The organism is Hyphococcus sp. (assembly GCF_965267305.1).
In the GTDB taxonomy this organism is placed as follows: domain Bacteria; phylum Pseudomonadota; class Alphaproteobacteria; order Caulobacterales; family Parvularculaceae; genus Hyphococcus.
Window position 1 is genome coordinate 127,887 of the sequence record NZ_OZ253945.1, and the last position, 16,631, is coordinate 144,517.

Below are 16,631 nucleotides of genomic sequence, written 5' to 3' on the forward strand. Positions count from 1 at the left end.
TTTAGGGGCCGCCTTCGCGCATATGTGAAGGCGGATTGGGTATTGCCGAATGAAGGATAAGAAAGGAGCCGCACCCATGCGGATGAAAACTCTTGTATCAACACTAGCGTTGATGACGGCGCTTTATGGCTGCGGACGTGAGGGCGCATCGACGGACGCGGCGCCGGCGGAGACGGAAAAGGCGACAATGGCGGAACCGGTGAATGAGGATATTGGCGATCTTTTTGCAGGCATAGAACCTGCGACAACGGACAATGATGCGGCCAACATTCTCCTGTCGCCGTTTGACGGTCCCTATAACGGCGTGCCGCATTTCGACCAGTGGGATCTTTCCGGGGTCAAGCCCGCACTCGAAGCCGGCATGGAAAAGAACCTCGCCGAAGTCGACGTCATCGCGAACAATCTGGAAGAACCAACCTTCGCCAACACGATTGTGGCGCTGGAAAAAACCGGTGACGAGATCGGCCGCGTCTTCAGCTATTGGGGGATATGGTCCTCCAACATGTCGTCGCCCGAATTCCGTGAAATCCAGGGTGAAATGGCGCCGAAGCTTTCGGAGTTTTTCTCCAAGATCAGCCAGAACGAAAAACTCTTTGCACGCGTAAAGGCGGTCTATGAGGGCGATGAGTACAAAAAGCTCCGCCCCGATCAACAGCGCCTTGTCTGGCTCACCTATGACGGCTTTGCGTCGAATGGCGCCACCCTCGAAGGCGAAGCGAAAGAGCGCTATGCGGAGATCAACAAGCGCCTCGCAGAATTGCACACGAAATTCGCCAACAATGTCCTCCATGACGAGGAAGAGTACGCCATTTATTTCGACGAGGATGAAGCGGGCGGCTTGCCGGCGGATTTCCTCGCTGCAGCAAAGTCGGCGGCGGAAGCAAAGCCGGGCCCCGGCGCCTATGCGGTCACCAACACGCGCTCGTCCATGGATCCGTTCCTCACCTTTGCGGATAATCGCGAACTGCGCCGTGATGTGTGGGAAATGTATTACAGCCGCGGCGATCATGGCGACGAATACGACAACAACGCGCTTATTGCCGAAATCCTTCAACTGCGCGACGAGCGGGTGAAGCTGCTCGGTTATGACAATTACGCCGCCTGGCGACTTCAAAACCGCATGGCGAAAACGCCGGAGGCGGCCTTCGGCCTGATGGAGGCCGTGTGGCCGGCGGCGGTCGCGCGCGTCGAGGAGGAAGTCGCCGAGATGCAGGCGATTGTCGACGCCGAAGGCGGAGTCTTCGAGATCGCGCCTTGGGATTACCGCTATTACATGGAGAAAGTCCGCAAGGCGAAATACGACCTCAACTCCGACGAGGTGAAGCAATATCTCCAGCTCGACAAGCTGCGCGAGGCCATGTTCATGGTCGCGGGCGAGCTCTTCAATTTCGAATTCACCGCTATCGAAGACGGCGTCGTGCCGGTCTGGCAGGAAGACGTTCATGTCTGGGAAGTGACCGACAGGACGTCCGGCAAGCATATTGGTCTCTGGTATCTCGATCCCTTCGCGCGTCAGGGCAAACGCTCAGGCGCTTGGGCGTCAGGCTTCCGAGGCCATGAAACCCTCGACGGCGTTGAAAAGTCGGTGCTGGCGACGAACAACTCCAATTTCGTGAAGCCTGCGCCGGGCCAGCCGGTGCTGGTCTCTTGGGATGACGCGGAAACCTTCTTTCACGAATTCGGTCATGCGCTTCACTACCTTTCATCCAATGTCGACTATCCGACCCTGAACGGCGGCGTGCGCGACTACACCGAATTCCAGTCGCAGCTCCTCGAGCGCTGGCTGTCCACCGACCGGGTGATCGACAATTATCTCGTCCACGCCGAAACCGGCGAGCCGATGCCTGACGAACTCGTGGAAAAAATCAAAGCGGCGTCGACCTTTAAACAAGGCTTTGACACGACGGAGTATCTCGCCTCGGCGCTTGTCGACATGAAGTTTCACATGGTCGATCCCAGAGGCATCGATCCGGATGCATTCGAGCGTGAAACGCTGGCCGAACTCGGCATGCCCGATGAACTGCCGATGCGTCACCGCTCGCCGCATTTCGGGCATATCTTCTCCGGCGAAGGCTATTCGGCGGGTTACTACGGCTATATGTGGGCGGATGTCCTGACCTCCGACGCAGCGGAAGCTTTCGCCGAAGCGCCGGGCGGTTTCTATGACAAGGAGGTTGCGAAGAAACTCGTCGACAATCTCTTTGCGCCACGCAACGCCGTCGATCCGGCGGACGCCTATCGCGAATTCCGGGGCCGCGACGCGAATATCGAGGCGCTGATGCGCGATCGGGGCTTCCCGATCCCCGGCAGCGACGCCAGCAAGCAGACGATCGAATAAAAACGATTGAGCTTAAGACTGAAACGCCGCTGCAATCGCAGCGGCGTTTTTGTTTGGCTAGCGCTCGCCCCAGACCTGTTTTACGCGCCGGTCGCGCCCGCAGCTGGTGCGGTAGAATTTATAGCGCACGGGATTCTTCTTGTAATAATCCTGGTGATAGCCTTCCGCCGTCCAGAATTGGGTGAATTCGACTAACGGCGTGACGACCTCTTCACCTATCTGAGCGGCGGCTTCCTCCTTGGAAGCGAGGGCTGCGTCATATTCATCTGCATTGGCGTAGAAAACGGCGGTTGTGTAGGAATGGCCGCGGTCGCAGAACTGTCCGCCGTCATCGAGCGGGTCCACATGCCGGAAGAAATAATCCACAAGCTCGCGATAGCTGATGACTGAGGGATCGTAGGGAACTTTTACGACTTCCAGATGGCCTTCATGGTCTTCGTAAGTGGGGTTCTGTTTCAGCCCGCCAGCATAGCCTGAGACGACATCGCCGACGCCGTCGAGCTTTTCAAAGTCGGATTCCATGCACCAGAAACAGCCGCCGGCGAAGACAGCGTTAGCGGTCGCGTTGACGGCTTCTTCAGTGTCAGAATTTTCCTCCGCACAGGCGGCGGCGCCCATGAGCGCGGCGGCGGCTAAAGCGGAAACCAACTTTTTCATGGCGTATCCTCCATTTCGGCTTTCATATGCGAGCTATCGGTAAAGGCGCCAGTAGGCGCGGGACCGTCTCACCGGATTGTTATGGGGAAGGCTGTGGGCGGGGCTGATTTGCGTCGAAAATATCCATTCTGAAACAATGATTTATATCGATTGCCTCGCCCCCTGCAAGCGTACTAAGTCTGGCTCAATGTTTCCATTGAATTGAACGAGTGAAGAAGACAACGCCATGCCCAAGCGAGACCCCTTCGCCGACGTGCGCGCCATCGCCGCGCCGGTCATCGAAAAACGCCCCCTAGAGATTACGCAGCATGGCGTGACGCGCGTCGATAAGTACGGCTGGCTGCGCGATGACAAATGGCAGGAGGTTCTGCGCGATCCGTCGAAGCTCGATCCCGATATTCGCAAGATGCTTGAGGCGGAGAACGACTATTACGCCGCCGTCACCAAAGACCTCGAACCTGTGCGCAAGAGACTGTTCGAGGAAATGCGCGGGCGCATCAAGGAAGACGACAGCTCGGTGCCTGCCAAAGACGGCGAATGGAAATACTGGACGAAATTCCGCGAAGGCGGGGAATACCCGATTTTCCTGCGCGCGCCTGTTTCCGGCGGCGGCGAGCAGGTGATCTATGATGGTGACGCCGAGCGCGGAGACTCAAAGTTTTTCTCCATCGGCGACGTCGCGCACAGCCCCGATCACAAGCTGGCGGCGATCGTTACGGACCGGCTCGGGTCCGAATATTACACCATCCGGGTTCGTAATATGGAGACCGGCGAAGACTATGGCGAAACCATCGAAAGCGCCGATGGCGGGGGCGTTGTCTGGTCCGGCGATTCCAAAAGCTTCTTCTATATCGAACGCGACGACAATCAGCGCTCGAAATGGGTGAAGCTGCACAAACTTGGGGCTGATCCGGCGAACGATAGGCTCGTTTATGAGGAGCCGGACGACGCGTTCTTCCTTAATATCGAAAAGAGCCAGAGCGGCGAATATATTTTCATATCCTCCGGCAACCACGACTCAAGCGAAACGCGCTTCGTGCGCGCGGATGCGCCGGACGTTGCGCCGCAGTTGATCGCGCCGCGCGAGCCGGAAGTCCTTTATGATGTCGACCATCACGGCGATCAGTTCTTTATTCAGACCAATAGCGACAGGGCCGTCGACTACAAAATCGTCACTGCGCCGGTTTCCGCTCCGGAAAAGAAAAACTGGAAGGACTGGCTGCCGCACCGGTTGGGCAGTCAGATCATCACTTTCACCGCCCTTAAGAATTATCTCGTGCGATTGGAGCGGGAGAACGCCCTGCCGCGCATCGTCATCTCGACCTATGAAGGCGACAGCCACACGGTGGCGTTCGACGAGGCGGCTTACGCGCTCAGCATGAAGACCGGATATGAATACGACACCAATGTCATCCGCTTCACCTATGAATCGCCGTCGACGCCGGAGCAGACTTTCGATTACGACATGGCGTCGCGCACGCGAACTTTGCTCAAGACCCAGGAAGTGCCGAGCGGCCACGATGCGACACTTTATGTTGTGGAGCGCTTCGAGGCGGTTGGCGAGGGCGGCGCGAAAGTCCCGGTCACGATTCTGCGCCTGAAGACGACGCCGAAAGACGGATCGGCGCCAGCGCTGTTATACGGTTACGGCTCTTACGGGCTTTCAACTGCGGCCTCGTTTTCAACCAACATCCTGCCGCTTGTGGATCGCGGCGCGGTTTACGCCATCGCCCATGTGCGCGGCGGCGCCGACAAGGGCAGGCAGTGGTATCTCGACGGCAAGCTTAAGAAAAAGATGAACACCTTCACCGACTTCAATGCTGCGGCGCAGGCGTTGGTCGACCGCGGCTACACATCAGCAGGCAGGATCGTCAGCTATGGCGGCAGCGCCGGCGGGCTTCTTGTGGGCGCCTCGGTCAATCTGCGGCCCGATCTTTATGGCGGCGTCATTGCGGCTGTGCCGTTTGTCGATGTCATCAACACGATTTCCGACGCTGACCTGCCGTTGACGCCTCCGGAGTGGCCGGAATGGGGCAATCCCATTGAAAGCGCAGAAGAGTATCAATTGATCGCTTCCTATTCGCCTTATGACAATATTGCGCATACGGACTATCCGCCGATCATGGCGACGGGCGGGCTGACGGACTACCGCGTCACCTATTGGGAGCCGGCGAAGTGGATCGCGCGCCTGCGCGAGGAAGCGGCCGGCGGGCCGTTCGTCTTGAGGATGAATATGGGCGCCGGTCATGGCGGGTCTGCGGCGCGCTTCGAACGGCTCGATGAGCGCGCGCATCTTTACGCCTTCGCTCTAAAGGTCTGGGGGCTCGAAGACGCCGAACCGGTGAAGCATAAGAAATAGGGATTACCCTCTGCGCGGCTTGGCGTTCGCCTTGCTACGCTTCTTCTTCGCCGCCTTGTCGCGCCGGCCTTTCGAGGGCTCGCGTTTTTTTGACTTGGCTTTTTTGCCGCGGCCTGGCTGCGACGGCTTGCCTGTTTTGCCCTTGCGTTTTGATCCGCCGGGCAGGGGATCGGACAGCATATCGAAACGCAATCCGCCGGTGAGCGGCGCGGCTTCGGCGAGTTTCACCTTCACCGCCTGGCCGAGGCGGAAGACGCCGCCGGTGCTCTCGCCGATGACGGCGTGCTCGCGTTCTTCAAAGCGGAAGCGCTCGAAGCCGATGGCGCGCATGGGGATGAACCCATCTGCGCCGCTTTCATCGAGCATGACAAAGAGACCGAATTTGGTGACGCCACGAATGCGCGCGTCGAACTCGGCGCCGATCCTTTCTTCGAGATAACCAGCGAGATAGCGGTCGGCGGATTCACGTTCCGCAGCGATGGAGCGGCGTTCGAGATCGGAAATGTCTTCGGCGATTTTCGGGAGCGCCTTCGCTTCCTTTTCCGTCTGCCCATTGGCGCCGAGCTTGAACGCTTTCACGAGCGCACGGTGCACGGTGAGATCGGCATAGCGGCGGATGGGCGACGTGAAATGCGCATAACGTCCGAGATTGAGGCCGAAATGGCCCACATTCTCCGTGTTGTAGATCGCCTGCTTCTGCGAACGCAGGACGACTTCGGAAATCATCTCTTTTTGCTCGCGGCTTTCGGCGATTTTGAGGAGCTGGTTGAAATTGGCTGGCCGCACCGCGCCTTTCGAAAGGGAATAATCGAGGGTGTCGAGATAATCGCGGGTCGCCTCAAGCTTTTCCGGGTCGGGCTCGTCATGGACGCGGTAGATCAGCGGCGTCTTCGCGCGCTCCAGCGCTTCGGCCGCAGCGACATTGGCGAGGATCATGAATTCCTCGATGACGCGATGGGCGTCGAAACGTTCGCGCTTGATGACTTTCTCGACGTCGCCGTTTTTGTCGAGGATGATCTTGCGTTCCGGCAGATCGAGATCGAGCGGCGCGCGTTTCTCGCGCTCTTTCATGCGCGCATGAAACGCGGCGTAGAGCGTTTTGACAACGCTTTTGAGATGGTCCGAAGCTGGCCCGCCTTCGCTGATCGCCTGCGCTTCTTCATATGCGAGCTTGGCGTGCGAGCGCATCATGGCGCGCATGAAATGGTGGCGTTTTTTCACGCCCTGTGCCGTAATGACCATCTCCACGGCGAGGCAGGGACGGTCCACTTCGGGCTTCAGCGAACAAAGGTCGTTGGAAAGCCGCTCCGGCAGCATCGGCACGACCCGGTCAGGCAAGTATGTCGAGTTGCCGCGCTTCAGGGCTTCCTTGTCGAGCGCCGATTCCGGCTTCACGAAAAAACTCACATCGGCGATGGCGACGATGACGCGGAAGCCGCCTGGGTTTTCCGGGTCGTCGTCCGCGACTGCGTAAACTGCGTCGTCGTGATCCTTCGCGTCGGCCGGATCGATAGTGATGAGCGGGGTGTCGCGCAGATCCGTGCGGTCGCCGAGCGGCGGCAGTTTCGCCTGTTCCGCCTCAGTGATGACGGCGGGCGGAAACTCCGTCGGGATGCCGTGATTGGCGAGGGCGATCAGGGAGTAGGCGTGCTTGTCGTCTATATGACCGGCGATGGACCTGACGCGGGCTTTCTTGGGACCGTAGCCGCGGGCGTTCTTCGTTTCGAGCCAGACGAGATCGCCGTCTTTGGCGCCGCCTTCATCGCCCTCTTCGATGGTGAAGTTGTCCTTTGCGCGGCGCTCGACCGGCTCGGCGACGCCGCCTTTGCGCTTTTTGTAAAAGACTGCGAGGAAACGATGGGCGCCCTTGCCGATGGCCTTGATGACATCGGCGTCGTAACCGTCATCGCCTGCAGGAAAGAGCCGCGCTAGCAAGCGGTCGCCAACGCCGGGCGCCGGTTTCACCTTCGCCGCGCGCCGCGCCGACAGGCGGATCATCGGCGGCTCGGTCTCGCCGCGCCAGGTCGCCGGCAGGCAGATGAGATCGCCATTGTCGTCAACGGACATGACGTCGATAGGCGCGACCGGGGGCAGGGCGTCGGCGCGTTCAATGCGCTTGCCGCCTTTGAGATTGATAGCGCCTTCGTCGTCCAATTCTTTCAAGAGCCGCCGCAGTTCGGTTCGCGCTTCGCCCTTGACGCCGAATGCGCGCGCAATCTCCCGCCGGGCAACCTCGCCGTCGGCGGTTTTCAGATAGGCGATGATTTCTTGCTTGGAGGGAAGGCCGGTTTTCTTAGGACCGGATTTCGATTTTGCGGGCTTGGCCAAATGTCTGCTTTCTGGTCGGATTTGTGGTCAAACCGCAAGTATCATGCTTCGCCGCAAATCGCGAAGGCCCTAATCCCCGACAGCTAGCGGGTCCTGAGGCCTGCCGTCGACGAGAACTTCGTAATGGAGATGAATCGCGGTTGCATTGCCGGTGTCGCCGGTCCGGCCCAGGAGGTCGCCCATGCGAACCCGCGCGCCGCGCTTCAAGCCGGAGGCATAAGAGGAAAGATGTGCATATCGTGTTTCGACGCCGCGGCCATGATCGATGAATACCGTCTTGCCATAGCCGCGTAGGGTTTTGACAGCAGTGACGACGCCGTCCCCGCCGGCGTAAACGGAGGACGGACGGCCCGTATAAAGATCGACGCCGTGATGAAACGAGCCCGCGCCGCCCTTTCGCGGACCGAAGCCGGAAGAAACGCAGGCGTTCACCGGCGCGCGCCACAGAATTTTCCCGCGGACGCTCGCCTGCGGATCGTAATTGGCGATGCGGCGGGACTGTCCGCTCGCCGGCGCGTTCGAGATAACGACGCCGGAACAAAGCTCAAGATAAGAGAAATCCGGGGCGCCCGGGCGCGATGATGGTCCCGAGGCGCAAGCCGCGGCGAAACTCAGGATTAAAACAACTGCTACGGACCGGTACATTCGCAACTTCATTCATACCCCGGATGGCGCGGCGGCGCCCCCTTCCGAGGTTAAAAGCGCGAAAGATACGGGAGCGTTAAAATGCGGCGAAAAATAGCCGAGAGTTCCGGCGGCGACTGCCTTCGCCGCCGGAAACACATGAATTAACTCGATAATCCATGTGTGAAGACCAGCAGTTCGCCGTCTTCCGCGACGTCGATTTCTATGTGACGGCCGGCATGGTCCGTCGCTTCAAACTCATAAACAAGGACGCCGTTTTCTTCTTCGATGCTGACGCGGTCGAAGGTGACGCCAGGGGCGGTGCGGATCGCCGTGTCAAGAACATTTTCCGGCACGTCGTCAATAGCGATATCGGTGTTCGCCGAGGCAAGGCTGGCGCTCATAAGGGCGATGCTTGCGGCGGCGGCGAGGGCGCGTTTCATCTCTCAAACTCCTTCTCGGGTTTGTTGCGGTGAGCCGGCGGGGCTTGCCGGTTCGCGGCGCGAGATAGGCGCGTTTCATGACGGTTCGACGATAGTTTCACGAACACAGCATGAAATTGTTGTGCAGCGCACAATTCCTTGATTTCCCATGATTGCCAAAGGGTTAACAAGTGCAAGTCGTGCGCATTTATGTGTTTCGGCGGCCGTTGTCACATTTGGATGACCTGCGTCGTCTTGTTCTCAAGAAGGAGACGAAGATGGTCAAACGATGGGTTGCGGCCGCTCTGGCGGTCATGGCGATCGGCAACGGGCTTTATATGCTCGTCGATGCGCGCGGCTGGTATGAAACGGCGCCGGGCGCATCGGATACGGGGCCTTTCAATCCGCATTTCATCTGGGATGTGGGCATTGCTTTTTGCGTCGCAGGGTTCGGCCTCGCCGCGCGCGCATCGCGTCCTGCTTACTGGCCAGCGGCGATCGCTGGCGCCGTCTTTCTGGCGGGACACGGGATTGTTCATGTGGCCGGATTGCTGGGCGGACATGCGCATTATCCCGTCATCGAATGGCTCGGCATTGTGGCGCCGGCCTTTCTCTCTCTATGGGCCGCATTGCCGGGCAAAGGAGAAAGCCATGCTTAAATTTCTGGCGAGAACAATGATGGACCGGTTCAGCCGGCGCTATGACTATGACGTTTCCTATATGCGTCACATGCTGGACGTGTCTCCAGCGGCGTTTTTCAAGTTCAACAAGGTCGCCGCAATGGCGGGGCACGGAGAAAGCGCGCCAAAGGAGGCGCTTTTTACGGCGCGCCTGTGCGGCGTGCTCGAAGAAGACTGCGGGCCGTGTGTTCAGCTAGGCGTCACGATGGGAAGAGAGGCTGGCATAGCGGCGTCGGACCTCGCCGCCGTCCTGAAGGGCGACAAGAGCGCCATGTCGCCTTCGGTGAAAACTGCATTTGAATTCTGCCGCGCCATTCTCGCCCGCAAGGGTGAAGACGACGCCGCTCGCGAGGCCGTGCGCGAGCAATGGGGCGAGGCCGGAATCATCGATTTGACCCTCGCGATGCAGGCGAGCCGGCTTTATCCTATGGTCAAGGCCGGTCTCGGCTACGCCAAGACCTGCCAGCAGGTGAGGGTGGAAGGCATGACGGTCGCTGTCGTCAAAACCGCCGCATGATGGGGGTGGAAGACATCTACATCGCGCATCGTGCGCGACTCATGGGGCTTGCCTATCGGATGCTCGGCTCCATGAGCGACGCGGAAGACATCGTTCAGGACGCTTGGCTCCGCTTCTCCGCCGCAGAAGTAACGGAAATCCGTTCTAGCGAAGGTTTTCTCGTCGCCATCGTCACGCGCCTTTGTCTCGATCGCCTGAAATCCGCACAAAGACGGCGCGAACTTTATGTGGGGCCATGGCTGCCGGAGCCCGTTATGGAAACCGCCGCGCTGATGCCGGAGACGGCGCTGGAGTTTGCGGACGATCTTTCCTTTGCACTTCTCTTGACCTTGCAAAGGCTGTCGCCGCCTGAGCGCGCGGCTTTCCTGCTGCACGACGTCTTCGGCGAACCTTTCGAGGCCGTCGCCGCGGCGCTCGGCAAGAGCGAGGCGGCCTGCCGCCAGCTCGCTTCCCGGGCGCGCAAGGCCGTGCGGGCCGAACGGCGCAGCCCTGCGGCGGCGGATGATGAGCATGAGATGTTGCTGACAAAATTCGTTGCGGCCATCGCCCGCGGCGAATTGGAGCCGTTGCAGCAACTGCTCGCTGATGACGCTATCGCCTATGCGGATGGCGGCGGCGTGAAGACCTCGGCGCGCAATCCGATCTTCGGGGCCGAACGGATCGCGAAATTCTTCGTCGGCGTCGTGAAAAAGGCGGTCGCGAAAGGCATGGTGATGCGTTCGGATTTCGCGCGCATCAATGCACAGCCTGCCATGCTTTTCTATCTTGATGGCGCGCTGGACCAGACCATGAGCATTGATGTGCGCGACGGGAAAATCGCCGCCGTTTATGTGGTGCGAAATCCGGAAAAACTACATTCAGTCATGCGCGCCAGAGAGGCGTCTGCCGGCGCGAAGCTTTCGGACTGATCGCGTAGTTTATTTCGCGGCTTTCTTCTTCGTTGTTTTCTTTTTGGCGGGGGTCTTTTTCGCAGGGGCTTTCTTTGCGGCCGCCTTCTTTGTGGTTTTCTTCGCCGCTTTTTTGGCAGGCGCCTTTTTTGCCGCTTTCTTCTTTGTCGCCTTTTTCTTCGCCGGCTTCTTCTCGCGCGCGGCGATCAGCTCGAGCGCCTGTTCCAGCGTCACCGAGTCGGGATCGGTTCCGTTAGGCAGAGTGGCGTTGGTCTTTTCATGCTTCACATAAGGACCGTATCGCCCGTTCATGACATTGACGGGCTCGCCCGTTTCCGGATGCTTGCCGAGTTCTTTCAGGGGTTTCGCAGCTTGGCCGCGGCCGGCGCGAGGATTTGCGCGTTTCTCTTCGATTAAAGTGACAGCGCGGTTAAGACCGATCTCGAAAACCTCATCGATCGTCGGCAGATTCGCATAGAGCTTGCCATGTTTCACGAACGGGCCGTAGCGGCCGAGACCGGCTTCGATGATCTCTCCGTCGTCGGGATGCGGGCCGACTTCGCGCGGCAGGGATAGGAGCATCAGCGCTTTTTCGAGATCGATGTCGTCCACATTCCAGGTTTTCGGAATGCCGGCGCGTTTCGGTTTTTCTTTCGAGCCTTTTTCTTGTTCGCCGAGTTGAACATAGGGACCGAAGCGGCCGAATTTCAGCGTTACGTCGAGACCGCTTTCAGGATCGACGCCAAGCTCGCGGTCGCTGGTGTCGGCGGCGTCGGCGCCGTCGGTCATGGCCGCCAGCTGGCGCGTGTAATTGCACTCGGGATAGTTCGAGCAGCCGATAAAGGCGCCGAACTTGCCGGTTTTCAGCGACAATCGCCCGTCCGCGCAGGAGGGACAGGCGCGCGGATCGGAGCCGTCTTCCTTTTTCGGGAAGATCAGCGGCCCGAGGGATTCATTGAGCGCGTCGAGCACTTCTGAAATGCGAAGCTCGCCGATGTCTTCGACGGCTGCATGAAACTCCGACCAGAAATTTCTGAGGAACACTTTCCAGTCCGCTTCGCCGGCGGAAATTTCGTCGAGGGTTTCCTCGAGGTCCGCGGTGAAATCGTATTCCACATATTTCTTGAAATAGTTCTCAAGAAACGCCGTGACGATGCGGCCTTTGGAATCCGGGATGAACCGGTTCTTGTCCATGGTCACATAGCCGCGGTCGCGCAGCACCGTCAGGATCGACGCATAGGTCGACGGGCGGCCGATGCCGAGTTCCTCTAGACGTTTGACAAGGCTCGCTTCGGAGTAGCGCGGGGGCGGCTGGGTGAAATGCTGGTCGGCGGCGACATTGGATACATTCGCTTTCGCGCCCGCCGAAAGCTTCGGCAGAACGCCGCCGCCGTCCTCGGATTCCGGATCGTCCTGGCCTTCTTCGTAAAGCGCGAGGAAGCCGTCGAACAGGATCACGGAGCCGGTGGCGCGAAGGCCGGTTTTTTTATCGCCCGACAAAAGATCGATAGTGGTGTTCTCAAGCCGCGCCGATTCCATCTGGCTCGCGATGGCGCGCTTCCAGATCAGCTCGTACAGCCGGTATTCGTCGTCGGAAAGGCCCCGCACTTTGTCCGGCGTGCGCGTGAACGAGGTCGGGCGGATACATTCGTGCGCTTCCTGTGCGTTCTTGGCCTTCGATTTGTAAACGCGCGGCGCGTCGGGAACATAGTCCTTGCCGAATTGCGCGCCCACAGCCTTGCGCGCGTCGGAAATCGCTTCCGGGGCCATGTCGATGCCGTCAGTCCGCATATAAGTAATGAGACCCGTCGTCTCGCCGCCGATCTCGACGCCTTCATAAAGGCTCTGCGCCGTGCGCATAGTGCGCTGGGCGTTGAAGCCGAGTTTACGCGCCGCTTCCTGCTGCAGGGTCGAGGTGGTGAAGGGCGCGGGCGGATTGCGCTTGCCGGGTTTCGCCTCGACCGCTTCAACGGTAAAGCTTGCTGACTCAACCGCGCGTTTCGCGGCCATCGCCGCCGCTTCATCGCCGAGCGTGAATTTCTGAACCTTCTCGCCCTGATGAAGGACGAGACGGGCTTCGAAGGGGTTCGTGTCGCCAGAGACAGCTTGCGCCTTCACCGTCCAGTATTCCTGTGCGACGAAGGTTTCGATTTCTAGTTCGCGGTCGCAGATGATCCGGAGCGCAACAGACTGCACGCGGCCAGCCGACCGCGAGCCCGGAAGCTTGCGCCATAAGACCGGCGACAGCGTGAAGCCCACCAGATAATCTAGGGCGCGACGGGCGAGATAAGCGTCGACGAGATCGGCGTCGATCTCGCGCGGATGCGCCATGGCGTCCTGGACGGCCTTTTTGGTGATCGCGTTGAAAGCGACCCGGTCAATTTTGACGCCCTTGAGCGCCTTCTTGTCGTTCAGCGTTTCGAGCAGGTGCCATGAAATCGCCTCGCCCTCGCGATCGGGGTCGGTGGCGAGCACCAACCGGTCCGCGCCCTTGAGCGCTGAGGCGATGTCGTTAACCCGGGTTTTCGATTTGGCGTCGAGCTCCCAGACCATTTCGAAATCCTGGTCCGGCTTTACGGAGCCGTCTTTGGAGGGGAGATCGCGGATATGTCCGTAGGAGGCGAGAACCTTATAGCCGGCGCCCAGATACTTATTGATGGTTTTGGCTTTTGAGGGCGATTCAACAATGACGACTTGCATGCGAGGCAGGGTCCCCCAGACGGGCTGCGGCGGTTAACGTGGCGGGCCCTATGGGGCGGGCCCATGCGCTCTGTCAACTGTGCGTTGTGCGCGCGCCGTCCTTATGGTGGTAAAGAATTTGTCGCCAATTGCTATGTTAGATTGAATTTTAACGAGTTTCATACTTAGGGCGCGACCTCGTCGTGGAGTGGTAAAACTCTTTCAAAACAGGACATTACTTGAAATAGTAGAGAAGACGTTTCACCGGCTGCGTGGGGCGGCTTTAAGGTATCTCCAGCTTCTCCTAATCGGATTTCAGCGAAAACCGTCCGCCATCGTGCTCCTCCGCTTCTCCCGAGAGGACGAGATCGAGGAGCATGTCCGCGACAAGGCCGGGCGGGGCGTCGGCTTCGCGCAGGATTTCGTCCCGGTGGAGCGGCGTGAAGCTCAGGATTTCGAGGATCTGACGCCGCAAGGAGGCGAGGGCTGCCGGGTCCGGCTCGCGCTCGCTCATACCCTCCGCCCAGTCGAAGAGGTCGCGGCCGGAGGCAGCGACGCCGCGCTGCTGGGACAGGACGTCGATCACATCCTGCGCGTTCTCGACGAGGGTCGCGCCATCGCGGATCAGCCGGTTCGCGCCCTGGCAGCGCGGGTCAAGCGGCGAGCCGGGGACAGCGAAGACCTCGCGGCCCTGATCGAGGGCGAAATTGGCTGTCAGCAGCGTTCCGGATTTCGCCGCCGCCTCGACGACGACAACGCCGCGCGACAGGCCGGAGATGAGGCGGTTGCGCTTCGGGAAGTCCCGAGCCGTCGGCTGCGCGCCCATAGGGCATTCGGAGATGACCGCGCCTTCGCGGGCGATGTGTCCGGTCAGCTCGTCATGTTCCGGCGGGTAGATGACGTCAACCCCGCCGGCGACGACGGCGATGGTCCCGGTTTTGAGGGCGGCGTCATGGGCGGCGCCGTCGATTCCGCGCGCAAGTCCCGACGTGACGACATAGCCGGCCGCGCCGAGGTCGGCGGCGAGAGAGCGCGCGATCTTGCGGCCGACGCCGGAGGCGTTGCGAGCGCCGATGATGGCGACGGCGGGTTTCTCGAAAAGGCTCGCATGGCCGCGAATGTAAATCAGCGGCGGGTGATCGGGGACGGATTTGAGCGCTTGCGGGTAGTCGTCTTCGCAGGCGGCGATGAGCCGGGCGCCGTGCTTTTCCGCCTCTTTCAATTCGCGCTCGCATTGGTTGCGATCCGCGGCCTTCAATGGGGCGGCGCGTCCGGCCTTGCGCGAGAGATCGGGGAGGGCGGCGAGCGCTTTTGCAGCGGTTTTGTATTTTGTAATCAGGCGATGGAAGGTGATAGGCCCGATACTCTGGGTGCGGATGAGCTGGAGCCAGTCAAGGCGTTCGCGCTCGTCAAGCACTGGCGGCGCCCGCATCTTTTTTCGCGCCGATCTTGGGCTCCTGTCCAGAGAGAAGCCGCGCAATGTTGGATTTGTGCCTGATGAAAATCAGGACGGTCATGAACAGTGCAGCGAGCGCAAAGAAAGGCTTGCCCATCGTAAACAGCACAAGCGGGGTCGCCGCAGCAGCCACTAGCGCAGAAAGAGACGAATATTTTAAAACATATGCGACCGCGAGCCATGTGACGCCGGCGAACAGTCCCGCCGGCCAGTGCAGCGCAAAGAGCGTGCCGAGAAACGTCGCAACGCCCTTGCCGCCCTTGAAGCCGAGCCACACGGGAAAACAATGGCCGAGAAATGCGGCCGCGCCTGCGACCTCCGGCCGCCAGCCCATTAAGTAGGCGCCCCCCACCGCAATCGCACCCTTGCCGCCGTCGAGCAGCAGCGTCGTCAGCGCCAGATCCTTGCGCCCCGTGCGCAGGACATTAGTCGCGCCGATATTGCCGGAGCCGACAGAGCGAATGTCGCCGAGCCCGGCCGCCTTTGTAATGACAAGTCCGAAGGGAATTGAGCCGAGGAGATAGCCGAGGACGAGCGGGAGGAGGATGGTCATGCGAAGAACGAGACCTCATTTGTTTTGCGGAGCTTGCCGTAATCAACGTCTCGCCTCAAGAGGGAGAGATCGTCTACTCGCCTTTGGTCAGCAGCGCATCGAGACACGCCATGCGCATGGCGACGCCATAAAACACCTGACGCAGGATAAGCGACAATTCTTCATCGTCGGCGAGCTTGCCGCAAATCTCGACGCCGCGATTCATCGGGCCCGGGTGCATAACGCGCGCGCCGGGCTTGGCGAGTTTCAGGGTTTCATGGGTCAGGCCGAAGTCTTCGTAGAAGCCCTGGGCGAGCGCCCTGCCGTCGCCCTCCATGCGCTCGAACTGCATGCGGAGCGCCATGGCGACATCGGCTCCGTCGAGGCCGTCTTTGAGATTATCGAAACGGGGAATATCCGTGAACTGATCGTCCGGCGGCATCAGGTGCTTCGGCCCGACGAAGCGCACCTGCGCGTTGAGCCGCTGGAACAGCCGCGCGTCCGATCCCGCGACGCGGGAATGCCGGATATCGCCGCAGATAGCGATGGTGAGCCCTTCGAGCGTGCCGAACTCCGAGCGGATGGCGACAGCGTCGAGCAACGCCTGCGTCGGGTGTTCGCGCTTGCCGGCGCCGCCATTGACGACGGGGCAGGGAAGCGCCTTGTCGAGCGCATAATGGAGATCTTCCTCCTTGGCGCGTACGATCATCACATGCGCGCCCATGGCGGCCATGGTCTGCGCCGTGTCGATCGCTGTTTCGCCCTTGTGGACGGAGGAGGCGGCGACTGGCACGTTGATCACATCGGCGCCCAGTTTCTTGCCCGCAAGCTCGAAAGAAAGATTGGTGCGAGTTGAGTCTTCGAAAAAGAGATTGATCTGCGTCTTGCCGGCAAGCCGCCGCGGCGCGGGCGCGGCCCGGCGCAGATAGCCCGCATAATACTCCCCGAGTTTCAACAGATAGCGGATGTCCGCATCCGTCAGATCGTCGATCGAGATCAGACGGCGTGCGGAGAACCCGCCTTTGGGCGGCTGGGGGCGTTCGGATGTTGTCATTAAAACGGGAGCATTAGCCCTTCGCGCCCCGATCCGCAACAACCGGTTTTGGCCTCCCATGGGCAGCAGGGGCCAAGAGTGGATTCGCCGCCGCCGGT

At 60.2% G+C, this 16,631-nt stretch carries 13 protein-coding genes; 5 read left to right on the forward strand and 8 right to left on the reverse strand.

Translation table 11 applies throughout. From position 1 onward, the window contains the following. The first annotated feature begins 76 nt into the window (after positions 1–76). Positions 77–2,338: a M3 family metallopeptidase gene (locus tag ACQY5P_RS00600; protein ID WP_428408894.1), complete on the forward strand. Its 2,262-nt coding sequence runs from the start codon at positions 77–79 to the stop codon at positions 2,336–2,338. 57 nt (positions 2,339–2,395) lie between these two features. Here the strand turns inward: ACQY5P_RS00600 and msrA are convergent, their stop codons facing one another. Further along, positions 2,396–2,995 (reverse strand): peptide-methionine (S)-S-oxide reductase MsrA, encoded by a 600-nt coding sequence (msrA, locus tag ACQY5P_RS00605; RefSeq protein ID WP_428408895.1) that lies wholly within the window; start codon positions 2,993–2,995, stop codon positions 2,396–2,398. 226 nt (positions 2,996–3,221) lie between these two features. On the opposite strand from msrA, the gene ACQY5P_RS00610 reads away from it, so the two are divergent. Then, complete coding sequence (locus tag ACQY5P_RS00610; protein WP_428408896.1) at positions 3,222–5,354, forward strand: S9 family peptidase; 2,133 nt, start codon at positions 3,222–3,224, stop codon at positions 5,352–5,354. Positions 5,355–5,357: 3 nt separating this feature from the next. On the opposite strand, the gene rnr is transcribed toward ACQY5P_RS00610, so the two are convergent. The 3 genes from rnr to ACQY5P_RS00625 all read right to left on the reverse strand — a co-directional run bounded on the left by rnr (position 5,358) and on the right by ACQY5P_RS00625 (position 8,749). Beyond that, on the reverse strand, positions 5,358–7,682 hold the full coding sequence (rnr, locus tag ACQY5P_RS00615; protein WP_428408897.1) for a ribonuclease R: 2,325 nt from the start codon (positions 7,680–7,682) through the stop codon (positions 5,358–5,360). Between the two features lie 69 nt (positions 7,683–7,751). Then, on the reverse strand, positions 7,752–8,339 hold the full coding sequence (locus ACQY5P_RS00620) for a M23 family metallopeptidase (RefSeq protein WP_428408898.1): 588 nt from the start codon (positions 8,337–8,339) through the stop codon (positions 7,752–7,754). 131 nt (positions 8,340–8,470) lie between these two features. Beyond that, positions 8,471–8,749, reverse strand: a complete 279-nt coding sequence (locus tag ACQY5P_RS00625; protein WP_428408899.1) for a PepSY domain-containing protein — start codon at positions 8,747–8,749, stop codon at positions 8,471–8,473. 257 nt (positions 8,750–9,006) lie between these two features. Here ACQY5P_RS00625 and ACQY5P_RS00630 point away from each other — a divergent pair, with 257 nt between their 5' ends. The 3 genes from ACQY5P_RS00630 to sigJ are packed head-to-tail and all read left to right on the forward strand — an operon-like array spanning position 9,007 to position 10,833. Then, positions 9,007–9,387, forward strand: a complete 381-nt coding sequence (locus tag ACQY5P_RS00630; RefSeq protein WP_428408900.1) for a hypothetical protein — start codon at positions 9,007–9,009, stop codon at positions 9,385–9,387. Further along, positions 9,380–9,925, forward strand: a complete 546-nt coding sequence (locus tag ACQY5P_RS00635) for a hypothetical protein (RefSeq protein WP_428408902.1) — start codon at positions 9,380–9,382, stop codon at positions 9,923–9,925. The genes ACQY5P_RS00630 and ACQY5P_RS00635 overlap by 8 nt, the downstream gene beginning before the upstream one ends. Continuing rightward, the gene (gene sigJ, locus ACQY5P_RS00640) at positions 9,922–10,833 is read left to right on the forward strand and encodes an RNA polymerase sigma factor SigJ (RefSeq protein WP_428408903.1); all 912 of its coding nucleotides are present in this window, start codon (positions 9,922–9,924) and stop codon (positions 10,831–10,833) included. The genes ACQY5P_RS00635 and sigJ overlap by 4 nt, the downstream gene beginning before the upstream one ends. Positions 10,834–10,842: 9 nt before the next feature. Here sigJ and topA read toward each other — a convergent pair whose 3' ends face one another. The 4 genes from topA to ACQY5P_RS00660 all read right to left on the reverse strand — a co-directional run bounded on the left by topA (position 10,843) and on the right by ACQY5P_RS00660 (position 16,533). After that, positions 10,843–13,512, reverse strand: coding sequence for a type I DNA topoisomerase (gene topA, locus ACQY5P_RS00645; protein WP_428408904.1), 2,670 nt, complete (start codon positions 13,510–13,512; stop codon positions 10,843–10,845). Between the two features lie 283 nt (positions 13,513–13,795). Further along, positions 13,796–14,923, reverse strand: coding sequence for a DNA-processing protein DprA (dprA, locus tag ACQY5P_RS00650; protein WP_428408905.1), 1,128 nt, complete (start codon positions 14,921–14,923; stop codon positions 13,796–13,798). Beyond that, entirely contained in the window at positions 14,901–15,500 is a 600-nt protein-coding gene (gene plsY / locus ACQY5P_RS00655; RefSeq protein WP_428408906.1) for a glycerol-3-phosphate 1-O-acyltransferase PlsY, read from the reverse strand. Before plsY ends, dprA begins: the two co-directional genes overlap by 23 nt. Before the next feature lie 73 nt (positions 15,501–15,573). Then, a complete protein-coding gene (locus ACQY5P_RS00660; protein ID WP_428408907.1) occupies positions 15,574–16,533 on the reverse strand; it encodes an aspartate carbamoyltransferase catalytic subunit in 960 nt (319 codons plus the stop codon). Positions 16,534–16,631 lie beyond the last annotated feature (98 nt).

Bases quoted from the DNA above. Each gene is read 5' to 3' on its own strand.
- msrA (WP_428408895.1), bottom strand. From the start codon at position 2,995: ATGAAAAAGTTGGTTTCCGCTTTAGCCGCCGCCGCGCTCATGGGCGCC.
- dprA (WP_428408905.1), bottom strand. From the start codon at position 14,923: ATGCGGGCGCCGCCAGTGCTTGACGAGCGCGAACGCCTTGACTGGCTC.
- ACQY5P_RS00620 (WP_428408898.1), bottom strand. From the start codon at position 8,339: ATGAAGTTGCGAATGTACCGGTCCGTAGCAGTTGTTTTAATCCTGAGT.
- ACQY5P_RS00625 (WP_428408899.1), bottom strand. From the start codon at position 8,749: ATGAAACGCGCCCTCGCCGCCGCCGCAAGCATCGCCCTTATGAGCGCC.
- ACQY5P_RS00660 (WP_428408907.1), bottom strand. From the start codon at position 16,533: ATGACAACATCCGAACGCCCCCAGCCGCCCAAAGGCGGGTTCTCCGCA.
- ACQY5P_RS00600 (WP_428408894.1), top strand. From the start codon at position 77: ATGCGGATGAAAACTCTTGTATCAACACTAGCGTTGATGACGGCGCTT.
- ACQY5P_RS00610 (WP_428408896.1), top strand. From the start codon at position 3,222: ATGCCCAAGCGAGACCCCTTCGCCGACGTGCGCGCCATCGCCGCGCCG.
- ACQY5P_RS00635 (WP_428408902.1), top strand. From the start codon at position 9,380: ATGCTTAAATTTCTGGCGAGAACAATGATGGACCGGTTCAGCCGGCGC.
- plsY (WP_428408906.1), bottom strand. From the start codon at position 15,500: ATGACCATCCTCCTCCCGCTCGTCCTCGGCTATCTCCTCGGCTCAATT.
- topA (WP_428408904.1), bottom strand. From the start codon at position 13,512: ATGCAAGTCGTCATTGTTGAATCGCCCTCAAAAGCCAAAACCATCAAT.
- ACQY5P_RS00630 (WP_428408900.1), top strand. From the start codon at position 9,007: ATGGTCAAACGATGGGTTGCGGCCGCTCTGGCGGTCATGGCGATCGGC.
- sigJ (WP_428408903.1), top strand. From the start codon at position 9,922: ATGATGGGGGTGGAAGACATCTACATCGCGCATCGTGCGCGACTCATG.